This window comes from Luteibacter sp. GL_149, assembly GCF_057834065.1.
The window spans coordinates 4,081,773-4,099,324 of the sequence record NZ_CM174395.1; the positions used below are offsets into that span (position 1 = coordinate 4,081,773).

Genomic DNA, 17,552 nt, shown 5'->3' on the forward strand with positions numbered 1-17,552 from the left:
CATTCAAGCCGCCAGAATGCCAGCCACCGCCATTTCGAAAGCCTTCCGCGCTGCTTTACCCTTATTGGCGATAGCCCTGCTGGCGGGCTGCACCATCGCGAAGCCACGTACGGACGATCCGGCCCAGAAGTTCAACCGGACGATGTACAACTTCAACGATTCGGTCGATAAGGCGGTCATCCGCCCGGTCGCCGTCGGCTACCGGAAGATCACCAATCCCCCGGTGCGTCGCGCGTTCAGCGATTTCTACACCAATATCCGCCTGCCGATCACGGTGGCCAACGACCTGCTCCAGTTCCGCCCGAAACAGGCGGTCCAGAGTACCGGGCGCTTCCTGGTCAACCTGACGATCGGTGCGGCTGGCTTCATGGATCCCGCGAGCCAGCTCGGTATTCCGCTGGAAGACAACGATTTCGGCGTGACCCTGGCTCGCTGGGGCGTCCCCGAGGGCGACTACCTGGTCCTGCCGCTGATCGGCCCGACCACGGTTCGCGACGTCTGGCGCCTGCCGGTCGACAGCTACTTCTTCGACCCGCTCAGCATTTACGCGCGTAACCACGACTACAAGTTCGGCCAGCAGTACCTGCCGCAGGTGCTTTACCTGGTAACCCTGCGCGCACGCGCCATCGACGCAGAGAGCTTCCTGGCCTCCGCGTACGATCCGTACGTCTTCATGCGCGACGCCTACCGCCAGCAGCGCCTGTACCAGATCTACGACGGCAATCCGCCAGCGGAAGTGATCGAACAGATGCAGGGCCTGAACGAAGAAAACTTCGATCCCGACAAGCTGCTGGACGAGCAGCACAAGTGGGAACAGAAGAACGACAAGCCGTAAGCGACCCGGCTTCTTTGCAGGAGCGCTCTCGAGCGCGATCTGGCCGGAGCGAAACGCAGGAAGAAACGAAAAACGCCGCCGGTCCTCTCGGACCGGCGGCGTTTTTCGTTTAAGGGGTGAATCGGCGATCCTTCGCATTCCGCTTCGCGTCGGATAACGCTCGAGAGCGCTCCTACAACAACACGGGCTCAGACCAGTTGATCTACGCCGGAGACCTGCGCCAGGGCATGCAATCCGGCCGGCACGTTCGACACCGTCAAGGTACGGCCCTGCGAGCGGGCGCTGGCCAGAACCGCCAGCAGGCAGGCAAGCCCGGCGCTGTCGGCATGGGTAACCCCTGCCAGATCCAGCGTCGTCTGGCCGCCCCGCGTCAGTTCGGCGGTGGCAGCTTCCAGCGCCGCCGCCGCAGTGGCGAACGACAGCGCACCGGTCACCGCAAGGGTGTCCGGTGCGCGGGTCTCTAGCGAGAAAGCGCCGACGCTCACTTGCCCTGACCGCCTTCCTTCGACAAGGTGTCGATGGCCTTGGCGCCCTGGGTTTCCAGGTCGGTCGTCAGCTTATCCAGACCTTCCTTCTTGATTTCCGCATCGACCTGGTTGCGGTAGTTGGTGACGTAGGAAATGCCTTCGATGATCACATCGAAAGCCTTCCAGTCACCCGACTTGCTCTTGCGGAAGGCGTAGTCGACCGAAACCGACTTGCCATCGTCGAGCATGACCTGCGTCCGGACGATGGTGCGCTTGTCGTTCATATCGCCAGTGGTCGGCAACACCTTCACGCGGCCACGCGTGTAGTTGACCAGGCCTTCCGCATAGCGGTGCGTAATGGAGTTGTAGAACGCCTTGGCGAAGCGCTCGCGCTGGGCCGGAGTAGCCTTCGAGGCATTCTGGCCAAGCACCAGGATCGACGCGTAGTCGATGTCGAAGTGCGGCAGGAAAACGTCGTCGATGACGGCGATCATCTTGTCGGGATCCGCCTGCAATTCCTTCTGATGGCCTTCGACGGCCTTCGACAGCTGATCGGCGATGACCTGGACGATCTGCGTCGGCGCCTGCTGGGCGCTGGCGGTGGCCTGTGCCTGCGCGAAGACAGGAGTGGCAACCGCGCCGCCAAGGGCGAGCGCGAGGGCCAGAGTAAGTTTACGCACCATTGAATCTTCTCCTGGTACCGGCTTTCTACTTGCCGGAGGATGCATCGGGCTGGCCGCCGCTCTTACCGGCGCCATTCTTGTTGTCGCTCGGCGAGCCGTTCACGAGGAACTTGCCGATCAGGTCTTCCAGCTGCAATGCCGACTGGGTAAGGACCATCTCGTCGCCTTCCTTCAGGAACTCGGGCGAGCCGCCAGGCTGGATCGCAACATACTGGCTGCCGATCAAACCGCTGGTGAACACCGCCGCTGCCGAGTCATCAGGTATCTGGGCATAGCGCTTGTCGATAGCAAGGGTCACGAAGGCATCGAGATGCCCCGGCTGGATCACCACCGTATCGACGCTGCCGATCGGCACACCGGACATTTTCACGGCCGCGCCGGCCTGCAACGAGCCGACGTTGGTGAAATGGCCGGTGACCTTATAGGTACCGCCCAGGCGATCGGCCGCGCTGCCGCCGCCGAAGAACTTGCCGATCATCTCTTCCAGCTGCTGCGCCGGACGGGTCAGGCCAATGGTGCCACCTTCGGCAAGCGCCTTCTTCGACTGACCGAACTGGATGCCCACGTACTGGTCGCCGAGCAGGCCGCTGGTGAAGATCGTCGCGACGGAATCGTCGGGAATGTCCTCGTGTGCCTTGTCGATGGACAGCGTGACCTTCGCCTCTTCCTTGCCCGGAACGAGGTCGATGGCCTGTACCGAACCGACGCGGACGCCGGCGATTTTCACCGGCGCGCGGGCCTTCAGCTGCCCGACGTTGGCGAAATGGGTTTCCAGCGTATAGCTGTCGCCCTGCCGCGCGTTGGCCACCGAGGTGGTCTGCGTCGCCAGATAGGCGAGCGCGGCGAAGCCAAGCACGATGAACAGACCGGTGCCGACGGCATAGGAACGTCTCTGGGTCACGGCACGATCCTCGAATGGGAAAACGGAAGATGGGTAAGCGTCATGGCGAGGTCTCCGTCGCTCAGATCAGGAACGAGGTGAGGACGAAGTCCAGCGCCAGAATGGCGATGGACGAGGCGACCACGGTGCGGGTGGTCGCATAGGCGACGCCTTCGCTCGTGGGTGGCGTGGTATAGCCCTGGTACACGGCGATCAGCGAAACCACGATGCCGAACGCGATGCTCTTGAGCAGTACGCCATTGATGATGTCTTTGTGGACGTCGACCGTCGCGGTCATATTCGACCAGAACGTGCCGTTGTCGATGCCGAGCCAGGTCACGCCGACCAGGTGTCCACCGAACACGCCCATGGCGCAGAACACGACGCCCAGCAGCGGCAACGCCACGATACCGGCCAGGAAACGCGGCGCGGCGACATAGGCGATCGGATCGACCGCCATCATTTCCATGGCGTCGAGCTGGTCCGTGGCACGCATCAGGCCGATCTCGGCCGTGATCGACGTACCCGCGCGACCGGCGAAGAGCAGCGCGGTGACCACCGGCCCCAGTTCGCGGTAAATGGCGATGGCCACGACCGTACCCGTCGCCGACGTACCGCCGAAGATCGACAGCACGTCGTACAGCTGCAGCCCCAGCACCATGCCGACGAACAGGCCGCAGGTCATCACGATGGTCAGGCTCATCGCACCCACGAACCAGATCTGCCGCACGGTTTCGCGACCGTAGCGGAAGCTGCGCGGAATGGCCGCCAGCAGCGTCAGCAGGAACAGCCCGCATGCGCCGATCTGCGCCAGGCTCTGGGTGACAACGCCGCGATCCATACGGGCGCTCATAGGGAACCTCCGGGGAAACCGAGTGCCGTGCCGTAATCGCCGGCCGGATACTGGAACGGCACGGGACCGTCCGCTTCGCCGCCGAAGAACTGCCGCGTCCACGGCGATCCGTCGTTGGCCAGCGTGGCCGCATCGCCCTGAGCCACGACCTTGCCGTTGGCGATCAGGAATACGTGATCGGCGACGTGCTGCACGGCGGCCAGTTCGTGCGCCACCAGGATGCTGGTGATGCCGAGCGTCTTGTTCAGTGTGCGGATCAGTTTCAGGACCTGGTTCAGGGCGATGGGGTCCAGACCGACGAAGGGTTCGTCGTAGAGAATCAGCGCCGGGTCGAAAACGATGGCGCGCGCCAGCGCCACGCGGCGAGCCATGCCGCCGGAAAGTTCGGTCGGCATCAGCCGCGCCGCACCGCGCAAACCCACGGCCTGCAGCTTGGTCAGCACGATGTTGCGAATCAGCACTTCCGGCAGCTTCGTATGCTGGCGCAATGGAAAGGCCACGTTTTCGAAAACGTCGAAATCGGTCAGCAAGGCCGAATTCTGGAACAGGTAACCGATGCGCTCGCGCAGACGGAACAGGTTCTCGCGGGACAGATCCGGCACGTTCTGGCCATCGACGGACACCTCGCCGCGATCGCCGCGCATCTGGCCCGTGATGTGCTTGAGCAATGTCGTCTTGCCCGTGCCGCTGGGGCCCATGATGGCCGTGATCTTGCCGCGCGGAATATCGAGATCCAGCGAATCGAAGATCGTCTTGCCGTTCAGGACCGTGGTGAGCCCGCGCACGCGGACGATCGTGTCGTCGGAACGGGAACTGACGGGGTCGGTCATGGGCAGGTCATTCGCATGGCAAGAGGACAAAGTAGCGGAAGCCGTCCGGGCAAGCTATCCGGCCGGTGATGGGACAGGTCAGGGCGCAAGCAGTTCCTCGATCAGCGATTCGTGGCGGCGCCACTGCAACGGTGCGCGTTTGCGCACCGCATGCACGATGGAGCGCAGGTCGCCCAGGGCGTCCTCGAAGCGATCGTTGATGATGATGTAGTCGAATTCGTTGGCATGCGCGATTTCCTCGCGCGAGTTGAACAGCCGGCGTTCGATGACTTCCGGTGCGTCCGAACCCCGTCCACGCAGGCGGCGTTCCAGCTCCGGACGCGAGGGCGGCAGGATGAACACGCTGACACAGTCGGGTTTGCGGGCGCGCACCTGACGGGCCCCCTGCCAGTCGATTTCCAGCAGGACATCGGCACCCGACCCGAGCTTGTCGTGCACTACCGTGCGCGACGTGCCGTACAGGTTGCCGTGGACCTCGGCATGCTCGAGAAAGATGTCCTCGGCGATCTCGCGCTCGAACTCGGTGCGCTCGACGAAGTAATAGTGCCGGCCGTATTCCTCGCCCACGCGCGGCGGCCGCGTCGTATGGGAGATGGACAGCGAAATATCCGGCTCGCAGTCGAGCAGCGCGTTGACCAGCGTGGATTTGCCGGCGCCCGAGGGGGCTGCGACCACGAAAAGGGTGCCTTCGATCATTCGATATTCCGCACTATCCGGGGTCGGGTTTCGTGGGTGGCCATGGATTATAGCGGGGTAGCGGCTTCCCTGCCCTCTCGCTCGATATTGCACCTAAACCCGAAGTACATTCACTAAATCGCACTGCAACGCAAGACAGTGGCATCGGGGGATGGCTATGAAGTTCAGGGCAAGCAGGGTACTGCGAAGATCGCATGGGTCGCCCGTCCATGCGGACCCATCCGGCAACTGCAACGAGTCTCGAATGAAGCGAGTGGCACTGGCATGCATACTCGCCACGGCCACCATCGCAGCGCCATCGTATCCAGCCACGCCGGCTCGCGATGGTGCGATCTGGCTGGGCGAATACGTTCCCGGCGCCTTTCCGGCGCGCCTGCGATCCGGCATGCCCTTCAGCGATAGCCAGGACCCGCCGGGGCCTGGCGCGCGCATCACACAGCCGCTGTCGGCACTGCGACCATGGGGGTTTCTTCGCGATGGGCGGTTCGCCGGCGTCGGCGCACCGCTGCGCGAGGAGGCTATGGATGCTTACGGCAAGGCGCTTTCGCGCTGTGCCGCGGATAAGCCGGACACGCGCGCCGCGTGCCGCCTTGCGGTCGCCGAAGGGAAGTTTGGATTCAACGCACAGGGGCTGCATGGCCTGACCTGGTACTGCGGCGCATACCGGACCGACACGCGAGATGCTACAGCCGCCTTTCAGGACAGCGCGGATGGCGTGCCGACCGAGGTTCCGGTGCGCGAGCTGTCGCTGGCGGCGACCACCGTCGACTGCGGCAAACTAACGACCTCGGGCTTCTCAGGCGACCCGGCGATTCCGGTCAGCACCTCCTCGCATGCCAGCGTCCAGCCCTTCCGACCGTTGGAAGACCTCATGCCGGGCAACCGGATCTCCGCCTTGCGGCAAAAACTATGGCCGATGGTTCGCCAGGCCCTGGTGGACGAGACGCGCGCGCAACTGGCCGATGCTTCCGCGCGCGCTGCCTATGGGCGGCAATGCCGGCAGCCGGGCATGTCCGGCCGCGACGTGCAGTTCGCGCCGATCGCCAATCTGGCGGAGGCAACCCTGGACGACTATACCCGCAGCGGTGCCGATGCCGCCCGGATGTGGCAGCTCGCTGGCGTGGACGACAAGCGGCGGCTCATTTTCGTGGCGCTATGGGCCAATGTCTTGCTGCCCGGCGTCACGCGGGACGGCTGTCCGGCGACCGTGCGCGCCAACGCGTGGATCGTCGAGGACGGCTCGGGCGACGAACATCGGCTGCGCGGCCCCGCAACCGGAGTCTCCGCGCCGGATGCGCTGCTCCATGTCGAGGACGGCGTGTACGTTGTAAATCGGCTCGATGGACATCTCGACCTGGGCATGCCGGAGAACGATGACGTGCCGGCGCCGCGGCTCTCTATCGAACAGCTGACGCCGGAAGGCCTGAAACGTCTCGGCTATCCCGGTTATGGGCCGGACAATCCGCAGCCCGACCACGGCTTGCCCATAGGATACGCGCACTGATTTTGCAGTACCGGCTCAACCAGGAATCTTGCTTGCCCATGCTTCGATCGAATCCCATATCCATTCTCACCTCGCTGCTGGCAGCGTTCGGGCTCTGCTTATCTCTCGCGTCGCCCAGGGCGGTCGCCGAGGAAGCGCCGGGCGGCATAGCCTGTTCGCACGCCGGCCAGGGTGTGGAAGCATCGATCTGCTCGCGTCCCGAATTGCTGGAAGCGGATCGGCGGATCGCAGTCGCCTTCGGCCGCTTGCGAGCGGCCTTTAAAGGCGTGGATGCCGGCAGCTTCGTCGCCGGTCAGAAACTCTGGCTGGTCGAGCGCAACAATTGCGCCAATGTCCCGGCGACCGGCGAGTTCCCGGATGTCCGCAGCTGCCTCGCCAGGCAAATGGAGGAAAGGGCCAGCTTGCTCGAGCACCTGGTGCCCACCCACGAGGCGCTGATGACCACCGTGGCGAGCTATCGTTTCGTCGAACCAGCCTACATTAACCAGTTCGCCGAACCTTACGAGAGGCGCAAGGTCAAGGCGTTCGGCTCCTTGCAGTTGGATGCCTGCGACATCCGCTACGCGACATCGCTCGACGGCCGCATTCAACACAAGGGTGCCATCCTACCGGTGCGCTTCGCCCAACTGGAGCAGGCACAGATCGAGACCCTGTGCCATCAGAAGCCCTTCGCATGGTGGTCGGGCACAATCCAACGGGAGCACGGCAAGCCGTACCTACTCATCGACGAAAGCCGATGAGACATCCGCATGTCGGTCGCAGACCCCTCATTGAGGGTCCGGTTCCGACCTGAAGTGGATTCCAGGAAAAGTCATACCAGTTCGGACGACCTTGAACATTACTCAATATTCTGAACCTGCTCGCGCATCTGCTCGATCAGCACCTTGAGCTCAACCGCGGCATTGGTCGTGCGCGAGTCGATGGACTTGGAGCCCAGCGTATTGGCTTCGCGGTTGAACTCCTGCATCAGGAAGTCCAGGCGGCGACCCACCGGCTCCTTCAACGCCAGCACGCGGCGGGCCTCGAAAATATGGGTTTTCAGGCGATCCAGCTCTTCGTCGACGTCGACCCGGGTGATCTGGAGTACCAGTTCCTGCTCCAGCCGGCCCGGTTCGACCGGCTGGCGCACATCGGCCAGCCGCGTTTCCAGGCGGGCGCGCAGGGCGGTGCGGATCTCCGGCAGCCAGCCGCGCACGTCGCCGACAATGCGTTCGATCTGGTCCAGGCGCTCGGCGATCATCTCCCCCAGCTTCTGGCCTTCGCGGCCGCGGGTATCGGCCAGCGCGACCAGCGCGCGGTCGAGAACGTCCATCAGCGCCGCCTGCAACGCGTCGGTATCGGTTTCCGTCTGCTGGAGCACGCCCGGAAAACGCAGCAGTTCGGTGAATTCGATCGACATGCGCGGAAACCGCGCCTCCATGTCCAGCGCCAGCTCGGACAGACGCGCCAGCACCGAGCCGTTGATCTTGAGGGTATCGGCGGCCAGGCCCTCGCTGCGCAGGCGCACGGTTACGTCGACCTTGCCGCGCGACAGGCGGCTGGCGATCCGCTCGCGCAGCGCGCCTTCGAAGTTGCGCATGTCCTCGGGCAGCCGGGGGCTGATTTCGAGGTAACGGTGGTTCACCGTGCGCAGTTCGCAGGTCAGGGACCCGGAAGGGCCGGCGTGCTCCGCGGAGGCGTAGGCGGTCATGCTGCGAATCATCGGGAAGCCTGCTTGCACGGAGGGAAAGGTGGCAATGGTAAACTTTCCCACCCGCCGCCCCAACTCAAGCCATTCCTATGACCGTCTCCCGACCCAGCGGACGCGCCGCCGACCAGCTGCGCGCCGTCACCATCGAGCGCCACTACACCCGCCACGCGGAGGGTTCCGTCCTGGTCTCCTTCGGCGACACCCGCGTCCTGTGCACGGCCAGCATCGAAGAACGCGTGCCACCCTGGCTGCGCGGCAAGGGTGAGGGCTGGGTCACGGCCGAGTACGGCATGCTCCCCCGCGCCACCTCCGACCGCACTCAGCGCGAAGCCGCGCGCGGCGGCCAGGGCGGTCGCACCATGGAAATCCAGCGTCTGATCGGCCGCTCGCTGCGCGCCTGCGTCGACCGCGCCGCCCTCGGCGAGCGTGTCATCACGCTCGATTGCGACGTGATCCAGGCCGATGGCGGCACCCGTACCGCCGCTATCACCGGTGCGTACGTCGCACTGGTGGATGCCGTCGCCACGCTGACCAAGCGCGGCGCCATCAAGCGCAATCCGATCCTCGGCGCCGTGGCGGCCGTCTCGGTCGGCATCTACCAGGGCATGCCGGTACTCGACCTCGACTACGCCGAGGACGCGAACTGCGATACCGACATGAACGTTGTCATGAACGACGGCGGCGGCTTCATCGAGCTGCAGGGCACCGCCGAAGGCCATGCCTTCCGTCGCGACGAACTCGACGCGCTGCTCGAACTGGCCGGCAAGGGCGTCACCGAACTGGTCGTCGCCCAGCGCGCCGCACTGGAACTGCCGTAATGGTCGATATCCGCGCCGCTACACCAGACGACCTCGAAGGCATCGCCGCGGTACACCGCGCCGCGTTCGGTCGCGATGGCGAGGCGAATCTCGCGATTCTTCTCCATGAAGCCGGCCGGGCCACCGTTTCGCTGGTGGCCGACGACGACGGCGCCATCGTGGGCCATGTGCTGTTTTCGCCCGTGACGATCGAACACGGCGACGACGGCAAATCGCTCGGCCTCGCGCCAGTCGGCGTGTTGCCCGAACTCCAGCGCCAGGGCATCGGCCGCTTGTTGATCGAAGAAGGCATCGGCGCCTGCTTCGTCGCGAATGCGCGTGCGATCTTCGTGCTCGGCTCGCCGGTGTATTACTCGGGCTTCGGTTTCGGTAAAGCGTCCGCGCACGACCTGCACGACGCCTACGAAGGCGGCAACGCATTCCAGGTCATGCCGCTGACAGTCGACGGTCTCGGCGACTATCGCGGACGCGTCGAGTACGCGCCCGAATTCGCCTCGCTCGGAACGTAATCGCATGCGTATCGTCCTGGGTTCCAGCAATGCCGGCAAAGTGGCCGAACTAAACCAACTGCTCGATGGCAGCGGCATCGACCTGGTCACCCAGTCCTCGCTCGGCGTTTCCGACGCCGACGAAACGGGCCTGACCTTCGTCGAGAACGCGCTGATCAAGGCGCGTCACGCAGCGCGCGTCACGGGTTTTCCCGCGCTGGCCGACGACTCCGGCATCTGCGTCGACGCGCTCGGGGGCGCCCCGGGACTTTACGCGGCCCGCTACGCCGGCACGCATGGCGACAACGCGGCGAATAACGCAAAGCTGCTACGCGAACTCGACGGCGTACAACCCGAATTCCGTCGCGCGTACTTCATCGCCGTACTGGTCCTGCTGCGCCATGCCGACGATCCGGCGCCGCTGATCGCCGAAGGACGCTGGCATGGCCGCATCCTCGAAGCGCCGCGCGGCGAACAGGGCTTCGGTTACGACCCGCTCTTCCTTCCCGACGGCCACGACGTCAGCGCCGCCGAACTCGATCCGGCCACCAAGAACCGGCTGAGCCATCGTGGCCAGGCGCTCGAGACCCTTCGCGCGCGCTTCGCGGAATTCTGATGATCCTCCGGCCGCCGCCGCTTTCGCTTTACGTCCACATGCCGTGGTGCGTAAAGAAGTGTCCTTACTGCGATTTCAATTCGCACGGGCTGCGCGGTGCGCCGCCTTACGACGATTACATCGCCGCGCTGCTGGCCGATCTGGATACCGATCTTCGCGACTTCGGCGAAGCTGTGGAAGGCCGTCCGATCGAAACGGTTTTCTTTGGCGGCGGTACGCCAAGCCTGTTCTCCCCGGAACTAGTCGCGCGCTTCCTCGATGGCGCGCGCGAACGTCTGCCTTTCGTCGATGCCGCCGAAGTGACGCTGGAAACCAATCCCGGCACGGTCGAGCACGGTCGTTTCGACGGTTATCTCGCCGCTGGCGTGAACCGCATTTCCTTCGGCGTACAAAGTTTCGACGACGACGCATTGCGTCGCCTCGGACGCATCCATTCCTCGGATGAAGCAGCCGACGCGGTTCGCAAGGCGCAGGATGCCGGTTACGACAACATCAATCTCGACCTGATGTACGCGTTGCCGAAACAAACGCTGGATGGCGCACTGAACGATGTCGAGCGCGCCATCGCACTCGCGCCCACGCATATCTCGCATTACCAGCTCACGCTGGAGCCGAACACGGCATTCGCGGCCAATCCGCCGCCGCTGCCCGACGACGACGACGCATGGGCGATCCAGGAAGCCTGCGAGGCGCGGCTCGCCGCGGCAGGTTACGGCCAGTATGAAATCTCGGCTTATGCCCGGCCGGATCGACGCTGCGCGCACAATCTCAACTACTGGCGCTTCGGCGATTACCTCGGCATCGGCGCCGGTGCGCACGGAAAGATCAGCGATGCGAACGGCGTACGCCGGCGCTGGAAGACGCGCCATCCGAACGCGTATCTGCAAACGCCGGGACAACCCGAACGGATCGGCGGCGACACCGTCATCGACGCATCCGACCTGCCCTTCGAATACATGCTCAACGCGCTACGTCTGATCGACGGCGTGCCGCTTGCCGATTTTGCGCAACGCACGGGCCTGCCGGCGGACACCATCGCCACGGATATCGCCGCATGCGTCGCCCGGGGCTGGCTCCAGAACGATCCGGAAGCGCTGCATACCACGGCGCTCGGCCAACGATTCCTCAACGACGTCATCGGCGCGTTCATGCACTAACCGGTCCGGTCTAGGCCGGATGGTGGATGCGGGTCGCGCTGGCGCGCCTACGGCGACGCCCTTAGACTGCATTGAAGGTCGGGGAGGACCTTTAATGTCATGAGCGCAGAGCCGCAGGCCCCTTCTTACAGGCAACGGGCGACCCGGGTCGCTCTTTCCGCGCGCGCGGAACACGAGGTCGGCGAAGGACTGAGCCTGTGCCTGCACTGGTTGCAGATGCCATTGCGCGAATCGTTGCGCGACTTCGATCAGCGCCTGTTTTCCCGGGCCGAGAGCATCCGCGACCATCTCGATCAGCAGGCATGCTTCGACAGCCGCGCCGCCATCCAGCGTGAAGCCGGTGGCTTCCAGGAACGCTTCGCAGCGTACGTAGTGCAGCGTTTCCGTTCCCTGGGCGATACGCCCGAAGAACACACCGCTCCCACCGAGCACCTGGCCCTGAGCCTCGTCGACCCCGTCGAACAGGAACAGGGCGACGCGCTGGCCAGCATCGCGGCGCGTGGCGAGGCACGCAACGCGAGCACACTTTTCGAACTGGGCTATCGCATGGCCGTTCTGGCGGGCACGCCACCGCTGGAAGGCGACGCGTTGCCGGTCGGCCCGCGCGCTCTTGCCGCCGCCCTGCGCGTCGCGGCCGAGCCGATCGAGCTGTCGGCCGCACACAGAATCCTGCTTTTCCAGGCTGTCGACAGTCGTCTGATAACCGCGGCGGATTCGCTCTACGGCGCACTCAACGAGTACTACAAGACACGCGGCATTCTCGCCGGGTTTCGTATTTTTCCGCATGCGCGCGTGGCATCCACGCCACGAGCACGCATCACGGAAACCGCGGCGCCGGGCGATAACGCGCATACGCCCCTCGCGGATGCGGTAACCCGTCAGAACATCGGCGTACTGGAAAGCCTGCGCGATCTGCTCGCACAACGCGCGCAACACGGCCATGCACCGGTAGCGACACAAGCTCGCCTGGCGACCGACGACGAACTGCAGACGGCGCTTTCGGCCTTGCAAGGCCATCTGACCGATGTCGCCGACAAGGCGTCGCGCGAAATCCGCAGCGCCCAGCGACTGCGCGACGAATTGCTCGCCCAGCTCGACAGTGTTCGCCCGGCCGGTTCGGCGCCCGCCGAACTGACGCCGGAACACGGCGATACCGTCGAACTGACCGCGATGCTGTTCGAGAATCTGGCGCGCGAACTGCAGACGCACGGCGCCGGCCGCTCGGTACTGGGCGGTCTGCAATGGCCGATCCTGCGGGCGGCCGTGAACGATCGCGGTTTCTTCGACCAGCGGGAACATCCCGCGCGTCAACTTCTGGACACCGTCGCGGAAGCGGCCCACGACTGGCTCGATCCCGCCGACGGCGAAGCCGACCGCGGGCTGGTCGACCGTCTCGAACGTCTTGTCCTCGACGCCGGACAGGGCCAGGTCATCGATCCGGCCTGGCGCGCCGATATCGAACAACAGGTCGCGCAGCTGAAGCGCAAGGCGCATGTCGCCGAACGTCGACAGATCGAAACGATGGAAGGACGCGACCGCCTGGATCGGGCGCGGCGTCGCGCCGGCGAACTGATGCGCGAACGCCTGGGTTTCGGGCCGGCCGCGCCGCGCGGTGTGCTGCGCATCCTGCTGGAACGTACCTGGTCCGACGTGCTCGCGCTGCACATCCTGCGCGGCGGAGAAACCGGCGAAGCCTTCGCCGCCTGCCTCGATGTCACCGATCAGCTGCTTGGCCGGCACCCGGTCGTCGATGCCGAGCGCCTGCGCACGGATGTCGAAGCCGGGCTGGAACACCTCGGCATGCATCGGGACGAGGCGTCGCAGGTAGCGCGCGGCCTTCTGGAAACGCCCGACGCGCCCACGGGGAATGCCGAACGGCTGACGCCTACCGATGTTGCCATGCGGCTGAAACAACGGCCGCGCCTGGGCGAAAGCAGCGTCTCCGGACACGAGCCCGCGCCGGATGTTCGTCCGACACCGCTGGACCCGCGGTCCAAACGCATTTACGACGGCTTCGCGGATCTTCGCTTCGGCACCTGGTTCGAATTCCGCTATGCCGATGGCACGGCCACGCACCGCAAACTCGCCTGGTTCTCGCCGGCGACGGGACGCTGTCTCTTCGTGAATGCGCGCGGCGTGCGCTGCGACGACATCGACCTGACCCGGCTCGCACGTCTCGTCGCCAGTGGCGAAGCAAAGGAATGGACCGACCGGCGCGCGTCCTTCATCGATCGCGCCTGGGCGGCCGTGGCGCGCAACCTCCGCAGGGCGGGCCTGCGTACCGATTCCTTGGCGGACTCCGCATGAACGAACTCGAACAGCGTCGCGCACCGCGAAAACGCGCCACATCGCCCATGCCCGTGGTCGACGTCATGACCGATCGCGTCGTCGGCCAGCTGGGCAATCTTTCCGCCACGGGAATGATGCTCATCGGACTCGAAGCGCCGCGCATGGCCGGCATTTACCAGGTCGCCTTCGCGCTGCGCGATACCCAGCATCGCGAGCACCGGGTCGAGATCGGCATACAGGAACAATGGAACGAACCCGCCGCCACGCAAGGCCAGTTCTGGTCGGGCTTCCGCATCGTGGCGGCCAGCGAAGACGATATCCGCGCCATCGACGAGTGGATCGGCCCGGCGACGGACTAGACCGGGCGCACTCGCGCGCGCACCATGGCGCGCCTGATGTTACGTATAGCGCCATGACCGACGACACCACGATCCTCGTGGACACCCAGCTCGAACGCGAAGACGCTGCCGCCGCCGCGATGGACCTCTATCGCCGGCTGGTAGGCGACGGCACGCTTGGCGCGCAGCCGAGCGACGAGGTGTCGCCGAGATTCAGGACGCTGGACGACCGGCTCGCGGGAACCGGGACCGGCATCCATGCCGTGACCATCCACGCGAATGGCCATCGATGGGTCGCCGACGACCGGGGTGGCGCCCGGCTGGTCGACGGCGGTCGGGAAAACGGGATTTTCTGTCGCTACGATGGCGGCTTCGTCGTGCAATGTCCCGACTGCCATTACGATCTCTCGCTGGGCGACGAAGGCAGCGAAGCGCTGGAAGAAGCGCTTGCCGTCTGGTGCGACACGCCCGATTCCGCCTATGTGGCCTGCCCCGCCTGCGCCACCTGGACGCCGCTCACGACATGGCGTTCGCCCCGGCACGATTTCGCCGTGGGGCACTTCGGCATCTCGTTGCATGGGCGGCAACTGCGCGAACTGATCCATTCCGGAGGTACCCATGCCAGCTTCGCTCTGCGCCACCAACTGGGCGATCTGGCCGGCGAATACACCGTGATTTTCAGCCGGGGCTAGCCCCGGACGCTTGGCTCCGGCGGCCGGGAGGCGCACCATTAGCTCTTTGCCTTTCGCCCACTTCCCCCGGAGTCAGCCATGATCGATACGCTTGCCGCGCTATATCCCCAGCACCTTGCCACGCTGCGCGAGCGCACCGACACCGCCCTGGCGCGCGGTGGCTTCGACCACTTAGTGGTGCCCGCGGGCCGGCCGATCACCAAATTCCTCGACGACCTGGACTACCCGTTCATCGTCAACCCGCATTTCAAGCACTGGCTCCCGCTGACCGATGCGCCGGGCAGCTGGCTGGTCTATACACCGGGCGAAAAGCCGAAACTGATTTTCCTGCAGCCGCGCGACTACTGGCACGTAGTGCCCGAAGCGCCGACCGGCTACTGGGTCGATGACTTCGACATCGTCATCGTACGCAAGCCGGCCGATGCCATCGCCGAGCTGCCCTCGGGCACGGCCCGGAGCGCGATCATCGGCGACGATCACTGCGCCCTGCAGGACGTCCGTCCGAACAACCCGCAGGCCGTGATCGATCATCTGCACTATCACCGCGCCTATAAGACCCCGTACGAACTGGAACTGATGCGCGAGGCCAGCCGTCGCGGCACGCGCGGCCATCGCGCCGCCGAGCAGGCGTTCCGCGCCGGCGAAAGCGAGTTCGGCATCCATATGGCGTATCTGAAGGCCGTGGTCCAGACCGACGCCGAACTGCCTTATGCCAGCATCGTCAGTCTCAATGAGCATGGCGCCGTGCTGCATTACACGAACTTCGATCGCTCGGCACCCGCGCGCGGCCGTTCGTTCCTGATCGATGCGGGCGCCAGCGCCAGCGGTTACGCCAGCGACATCACGCGCACCTATGCCAGCGCGGATGCCGGCGAATTCCAGGCCCTGATCGACTCCGTCGATGTCGCCCAGCGTGGTTTCGTCGCGCGCGTGCGTGCAGGACAGAGCTATCCCGAACTGCACGTCCATGCCCACCACGTGCTCGCTGGCGTGCTGCGCGAGCATGGCTTTATCCGCATGAGCGCCGAAAGCGCCGTGGAGTCGGGCGTTACGTCCGCATTCCTGCCGCACGGCCTGGGTCATGGCATCGGTATGCAGGTGCACGACGTCGGAGGGTTCCAGGCATCGGAAACGGGCGGCACGATCGCCAGGCCCGAAGGCCACCCCTTCCTGCGCCTGACGCGTCGCCTGGAAGCGGGCATGGTCGTCACGATCGAGCCGGGTATCTATTTCATCGACATGCTGCTGGCCGAACTGAAGAACAAGCCGTTCGCCGGCGACATCGACTGGGCGAAGGTCGACTCGTTCCGCCAGTACGGCGGCATCCGCATCGAAGACGATGTGGTGTGCACGGACGGCGAGCCGGAAAACATGACGCGGGATGCATTCGCGCAGCTGTAACCCACGTTTCTTGTAGGAGCCCGCTTGCGGGCGAAAGCCAACGTAGCGTAGATGCCATGTGTGACATCCGCAGCCCGTAGACCGGGCTCGCGAAGGTGAGCATCCGCCCTCCTCGCCCTGTTGGCTTTCGCACCGTCATTAGATATTTTGCTTGGCACAAGCCCGCTTGCGGGCTCCTGCAAATCGGCGCGCGTCACACTTTCAGATAGATCTTCCGCGCATCCATCCCCCGCACCACGATCCACCACACGGCGACAAATGCCAGCCCATACGCCACCGACGGCACGTACGGTCCGAAGCGCGGCGTCATCCAGCCGGCGAAAACGTGCTGGTACAGCGGGCCGTCGATGCCCAGCCCGATCAGCAGATAAACCATCAGGCCCGAACCCGCGTACGCCGCAATGGCATTGACGCCGAACGCCCTGCCGACCGCGGGCCAGCCGCGACGGTCGATCAGTACGTGCGCCGCCGCGAGCGCCAGCATCGCCCACCCGCCGGTCCACAGGACGTACGACGACGTCCACAGATTCTTGTTGATCGGCAGCCAGAACGAGGCACACCAACCCGCGATCAGCGCAACGACCGCCCCAGCCAGCAACGCACGCAAATTGCCGCGACGCAGCCAGTCGCCGGCACGAAGTCCGAGCAGGGTCGTCGCCAGCGAGGGAATGGTGCTCAGCCATCCTTCGGGATCGTGCCCACGGCCGCTCGCCGGATCGGTCACATAGACGAAGTGACCCAGCACCGCACTATCGAACCGGCTGACGATGTTCGACCAGGGCTCGAGCGAGCCGCCCGCCCACAGCAACAACGCATAGCCCAGCAGCAGCACCGCAGCCAGCAACCACTGCGTACGCGGCCGGGTATAGATGGCGAGCATGGCCGCTGCCGCGAAACACAGCCCGATCCGCTGGAGCACGCCGGGCAAACGCAGATGGCCGTCGGGTATCGCGATCCACGCGGCGACATTGAGTAAAAGCCCTAACCCGACGATGCGCGAAGCACGCCAGAGCGCGGCACGGCGGATGGGTGCGCGATCGGCACCCGCTTCCAGCTTCGGCACGATCGCCAGTGTGATCGATACGCCGACGATGAAGAGGAAGATCGGAAAAATCAGATCGGTCGGCGTGCAGCCGTTCCACTCCGAATGTTCCAGCAGCCGATAAACGTGACCCCAGTCGCCCGGGTCGTTCACCAGCAACATGGCTGCCACGGTAAGACCGCGCAGGGCGTCGACTGAGGCGTAGCGCACAGCACGATCGATCATGGACAGACAATCTTCGGGTCATGGAATGAGATAGGTTAGCTCGCGGAC

Annotated in this window: 19 protein-coding genes; 11 read left to right on the forward strand and 8 right to left on the reverse strand. The window is 65.0% G+C overall.

What is annotated here, in order from left to right:
• Window positions 1-16: 16 nt before the first annotated feature.
• A complete protein-coding gene (locus AC3IR3_RS18030; protein WP_489194169.1) occupies window positions 17-835 on the forward strand; it encodes an MlaA family lipoprotein in 819 nt (272 codons plus the stop codon).
• Between the two features lie 188 nt (window positions 836-1,023).
• Here the strand turns inward: AC3IR3_RS18030 and AC3IR3_RS18035 are convergent, their stop codons facing one another.
• The 6 genes from AC3IR3_RS18035 to gmk all read right to left on the reverse strand — a co-directional run bounded on the left by AC3IR3_RS18035 (window position 1,024) and on the right by gmk (window position 5,244).
• Complete coding sequence (locus AC3IR3_RS18035; RefSeq protein WP_489194170.1) at window positions 1,024-1,320, reverse strand: STAS domain-containing protein; 297 nt, start codon at window positions 1,318-1,320, stop codon at window positions 1,024-1,026.
• A complete protein-coding gene (locus AC3IR3_RS18040) occupies window positions 1,317-1,985 on the reverse strand; it encodes an MlaC/ttg2D family ABC transporter substrate-binding protein (protein ID WP_489194171.1) in 669 nt (222 codons plus the stop codon). Before AC3IR3_RS18040 ends, AC3IR3_RS18035 begins: the two co-directional genes overlap by 4 nt.
• Window positions 1,986-2,010: 25 nt before the next feature.
• Complete coding sequence (mlaD, locus tag AC3IR3_RS18045; protein WP_489194173.1) at window positions 2,011-2,886, reverse strand: outer membrane lipid asymmetry maintenance protein MlaD; 876 nt, start codon at window positions 2,884-2,886, stop codon at window positions 2,011-2,013.
• A 61-nt stretch (window positions 2,887-2,947) separates the two neighbouring features.
• Window positions 2,948-3,718, reverse strand: coding sequence for a lipid asymmetry maintenance ABC transporter permease subunit MlaE (gene mlaE / locus AC3IR3_RS18050; RefSeq protein ID WP_132146415.1), 771 nt, complete (start codon window positions 3,716-3,718; stop codon window positions 2,948-2,950).
• Window positions 3,715-4,548 carry an ABC transporter ATP-binding protein gene (locus AC3IR3_RS18055; protein ID WP_132146412.1) on the reverse strand — a complete coding sequence of 278 codons (834 nt, stop codon included), beginning with the start codon at window positions 4,546-4,548 and terminating at the stop codon, window positions 3,715-3,717. Before AC3IR3_RS18055 ends, mlaE begins: the two co-directional genes overlap by 4 nt.
• A gap of 78 nt (window positions 4,549-4,626) precedes the next feature.
• Window positions 4,627-5,244: a guanylate kinase gene (gene gmk, locus AC3IR3_RS18060; protein ID WP_489194175.1), complete on the reverse strand. Its 618-nt coding sequence runs from the start codon at window positions 5,242-5,244 to the stop codon at window positions 4,627-4,629.
• Between the two features lie 244 nt (window positions 5,245-5,488).
• Between gmk and AC3IR3_RS18065 the strand changes: the two genes are divergently transcribed.
• Window positions 5,489-6,748: a hypothetical protein gene (locus AC3IR3_RS18065; protein ID WP_489194177.1), complete on the forward strand. Its 1,260-nt coding sequence runs from the start codon at window positions 5,489-5,491 to the stop codon at window positions 6,746-6,748.
• A 38-nt stretch (window positions 6,749-6,786) separates the two neighbouring features.
• Window positions 6,787-7,488 carry a lysozyme inhibitor LprI family protein gene (locus AC3IR3_RS18070; RefSeq protein WP_489194179.1) on the forward strand — a complete coding sequence of 234 codons (702 nt, stop codon included), beginning with the start codon at window positions 6,787-6,789 and terminating at the stop codon, window positions 7,486-7,488.
• A gap of 98 nt (window positions 7,489-7,586) precedes the next feature.
• On the opposite strand, the gene AC3IR3_RS18075 is transcribed toward AC3IR3_RS18070, so the two are convergent.
• On the reverse strand, window positions 7,587-8,450 hold the full coding sequence (locus AC3IR3_RS18075) for a YicC/YloC family endoribonuclease (protein ID WP_489194181.1): 864 nt from the start codon (window positions 8,448-8,450) through the stop codon (window positions 7,587-7,589).
• A 77-nt stretch (window positions 8,451-8,527) separates the two neighbouring features.
• On the opposite strand from AC3IR3_RS18075, the gene rph reads away from it, so the two are divergent.
• From rph to pepQ, 8 genes are all read left to right on the forward strand, one after another.
• Window positions 8,528-9,256: a ribonuclease PH gene (gene rph / locus AC3IR3_RS18080; RefSeq protein ID WP_132146358.1), complete on the forward strand. Its 729-nt coding sequence runs from the start codon at window positions 8,528-8,530 to the stop codon at window positions 9,254-9,256.
• Window positions 9,256-9,765, forward strand: coding sequence for a GNAT family N-acetyltransferase (locus AC3IR3_RS18085; protein WP_489194182.1), 510 nt, complete (start codon window positions 9,256-9,258; stop codon window positions 9,763-9,765). Before rph ends, AC3IR3_RS18085 begins: the two co-directional genes overlap by 1 nt.
• A 4-nt stretch (window positions 9,766-9,769) precedes the next feature.
• Window positions 9,770-10,360, forward strand: coding sequence for an RdgB/HAM1 family non-canonical purine NTP pyrophosphatase (gene rdgB / locus AC3IR3_RS18090; RefSeq protein ID WP_489194184.1), 591 nt, complete (start codon window positions 9,770-9,772; stop codon window positions 10,358-10,360).
• Window positions 10,360-11,517: a radical SAM family heme chaperone HemW gene (gene hemW / locus AC3IR3_RS18095; protein WP_489194186.1), complete on the forward strand. Its 1,158-nt coding sequence runs from the start codon at window positions 10,360-10,362 to the stop codon at window positions 11,515-11,517. Before rdgB ends, hemW begins: the two co-directional genes overlap by 1 nt.
• Before the next feature lie 99 nt (window positions 11,518-11,616).
• Window positions 11,617-13,824 (forward strand): DUF1631 family protein, encoded by a 2,208-nt coding sequence (locus AC3IR3_RS18100; RefSeq protein WP_489194188.1) that lies wholly within the window; start codon window positions 11,617-11,619, stop codon window positions 13,822-13,824.
• Complete coding sequence (locus AC3IR3_RS18105) at window positions 13,821-14,165, forward strand: PilZ domain-containing protein (protein WP_489194189.1); 345 nt, start codon at window positions 13,821-13,823, stop codon at window positions 14,163-14,165. The genes AC3IR3_RS18100 and AC3IR3_RS18105 overlap by 4 nt, the downstream gene beginning before the upstream one ends.
• A gap of 53 nt (window positions 14,166-14,218) precedes the next feature.
• On the forward strand, window positions 14,219-14,836 hold the full coding sequence (locus AC3IR3_RS18110; protein ID WP_132146340.1) for a hypothetical protein: 618 nt from the start codon (window positions 14,219-14,221) through the stop codon (window positions 14,834-14,836).
• Window positions 14,837-14,914: 78 nt separating this feature from the next.
• On the forward strand, window positions 14,915-16,237 hold the full coding sequence (gene pepQ / locus AC3IR3_RS18115; RefSeq protein WP_489194191.1) for a Xaa-Pro dipeptidase: 1,323 nt from the start codon (window positions 14,915-14,917) through the stop codon (window positions 16,235-16,237).
• 193 nt (window positions 16,238-16,430) lie between these two features.
• On the opposite strand, the gene AC3IR3_RS18120 is transcribed toward pepQ, so the two are convergent.
• Window positions 16,431-17,504, reverse strand: coding sequence for an acyltransferase family protein (locus AC3IR3_RS18120; protein WP_489194192.1), 1,074 nt, complete (start codon window positions 17,502-17,504; stop codon window positions 16,431-16,433).
• Window positions 17,505-17,552: the final 48 nt, after the last annotated feature.

What these genes read in the sequence shown, in the direction of transcription:
- AC3IR3_RS18030 (WP_489194169.1), top strand. Translation starts at nt 17, where the DNA reads ATGCCAGCCACCGCCATTTCGAAAGCCTTCCGCGCTGCTTTACCCTTA.
- AC3IR3_RS18040 (WP_489194171.1), bottom strand. Translation starts at nt 1,985, where the DNA reads ATGGTGCGTAAACTTACTCTGGCCCTCGCGCTCGCCCTTGGCGGCGCG.
- mlaE (WP_132146415.1), bottom strand. Translation starts at nt 3,718, where the DNA reads ATGAGCGCCCGTATGGATCGCGGCGTTGTCACCCAGAGCCTGGCGCAG.
- AC3IR3_RS18055 (WP_132146412.1), bottom strand. Translation starts at nt 4,548, where the DNA reads ATGACCGACCCCGTCAGTTCCCGTTCCGACGACACGATCGTCCGCGTG.
- gmk (WP_489194175.1), bottom strand. Translation starts at nt 5,244, where the DNA reads ATGATCGAAGGCACCCTTTTCGTGGTCGCAGCCCCCTCGGGCGCCGGC.
- AC3IR3_RS18065 (WP_489194177.1), top strand. Translation starts at nt 5,489, where the DNA reads ATGAAGCGAGTGGCACTGGCATGCATACTCGCCACGGCCACCATCGCA.
- AC3IR3_RS18070 (WP_489194179.1), top strand. Translation starts at nt 6,787, where the DNA reads ATGCTTCGATCGAATCCCATATCCATTCTCACCTCGCTGCTGGCAGCG.
- AC3IR3_RS18075 (WP_489194181.1), bottom strand. Translation starts at nt 8,450, where the DNA reads ATGATTCGCAGCATGACCGCCTACGCCTCCGCGGAGCACGCCGGCCCT.
- rph (WP_132146358.1), top strand. Translation starts at nt 8,528, where the DNA reads ATGACCGTCTCCCGACCCAGCGGACGCGCCGCCGACCAGCTGCGCGCC.
- AC3IR3_RS18085 (WP_489194182.1), top strand. Translation starts at nt 9,256, where the DNA reads ATGGTCGATATCCGCGCCGCTACACCAGACGACCTCGAAGGCATCGCC.
- rdgB (WP_489194184.1), top strand. Translation starts at nt 9,770, where the DNA reads ATGCGTATCGTCCTGGGTTCCAGCAATGCCGGCAAAGTGGCCGAACTA.
- hemW (WP_489194186.1), top strand. Translation starts at nt 10,360, where the DNA reads ATGATCCTCCGGCCGCCGCCGCTTTCGCTTTACGTCCACATGCCGTGG.
- AC3IR3_RS18100 (WP_489194188.1), top strand. Translation starts at nt 11,617, where the DNA reads ATGAGCGCAGAGCCGCAGGCCCCTTCTTACAGGCAACGGGCGACCCGG.
- AC3IR3_RS18105 (WP_489194189.1), top strand. Translation starts at nt 13,821, where the DNA reads ATGAACGAACTCGAACAGCGTCGCGCACCGCGAAAACGCGCCACATCG.
- AC3IR3_RS18110 (WP_132146340.1), top strand. Translation starts at nt 14,219, where the DNA reads ATGACCGACGACACCACGATCCTCGTGGACACCCAGCTCGAACGCGAA.
- pepQ (WP_489194191.1), top strand. Translation starts at nt 14,915, where the DNA reads ATGATCGATACGCTTGCCGCGCTATATCCCCAGCACCTTGCCACGCTG.
- AC3IR3_RS18120 (WP_489194192.1), bottom strand. Translation starts at nt 17,504, where the DNA reads ATGATCGATCGTGCTGTGCGCTACGCCTCAGTCGACGCCCTGCGCGGT.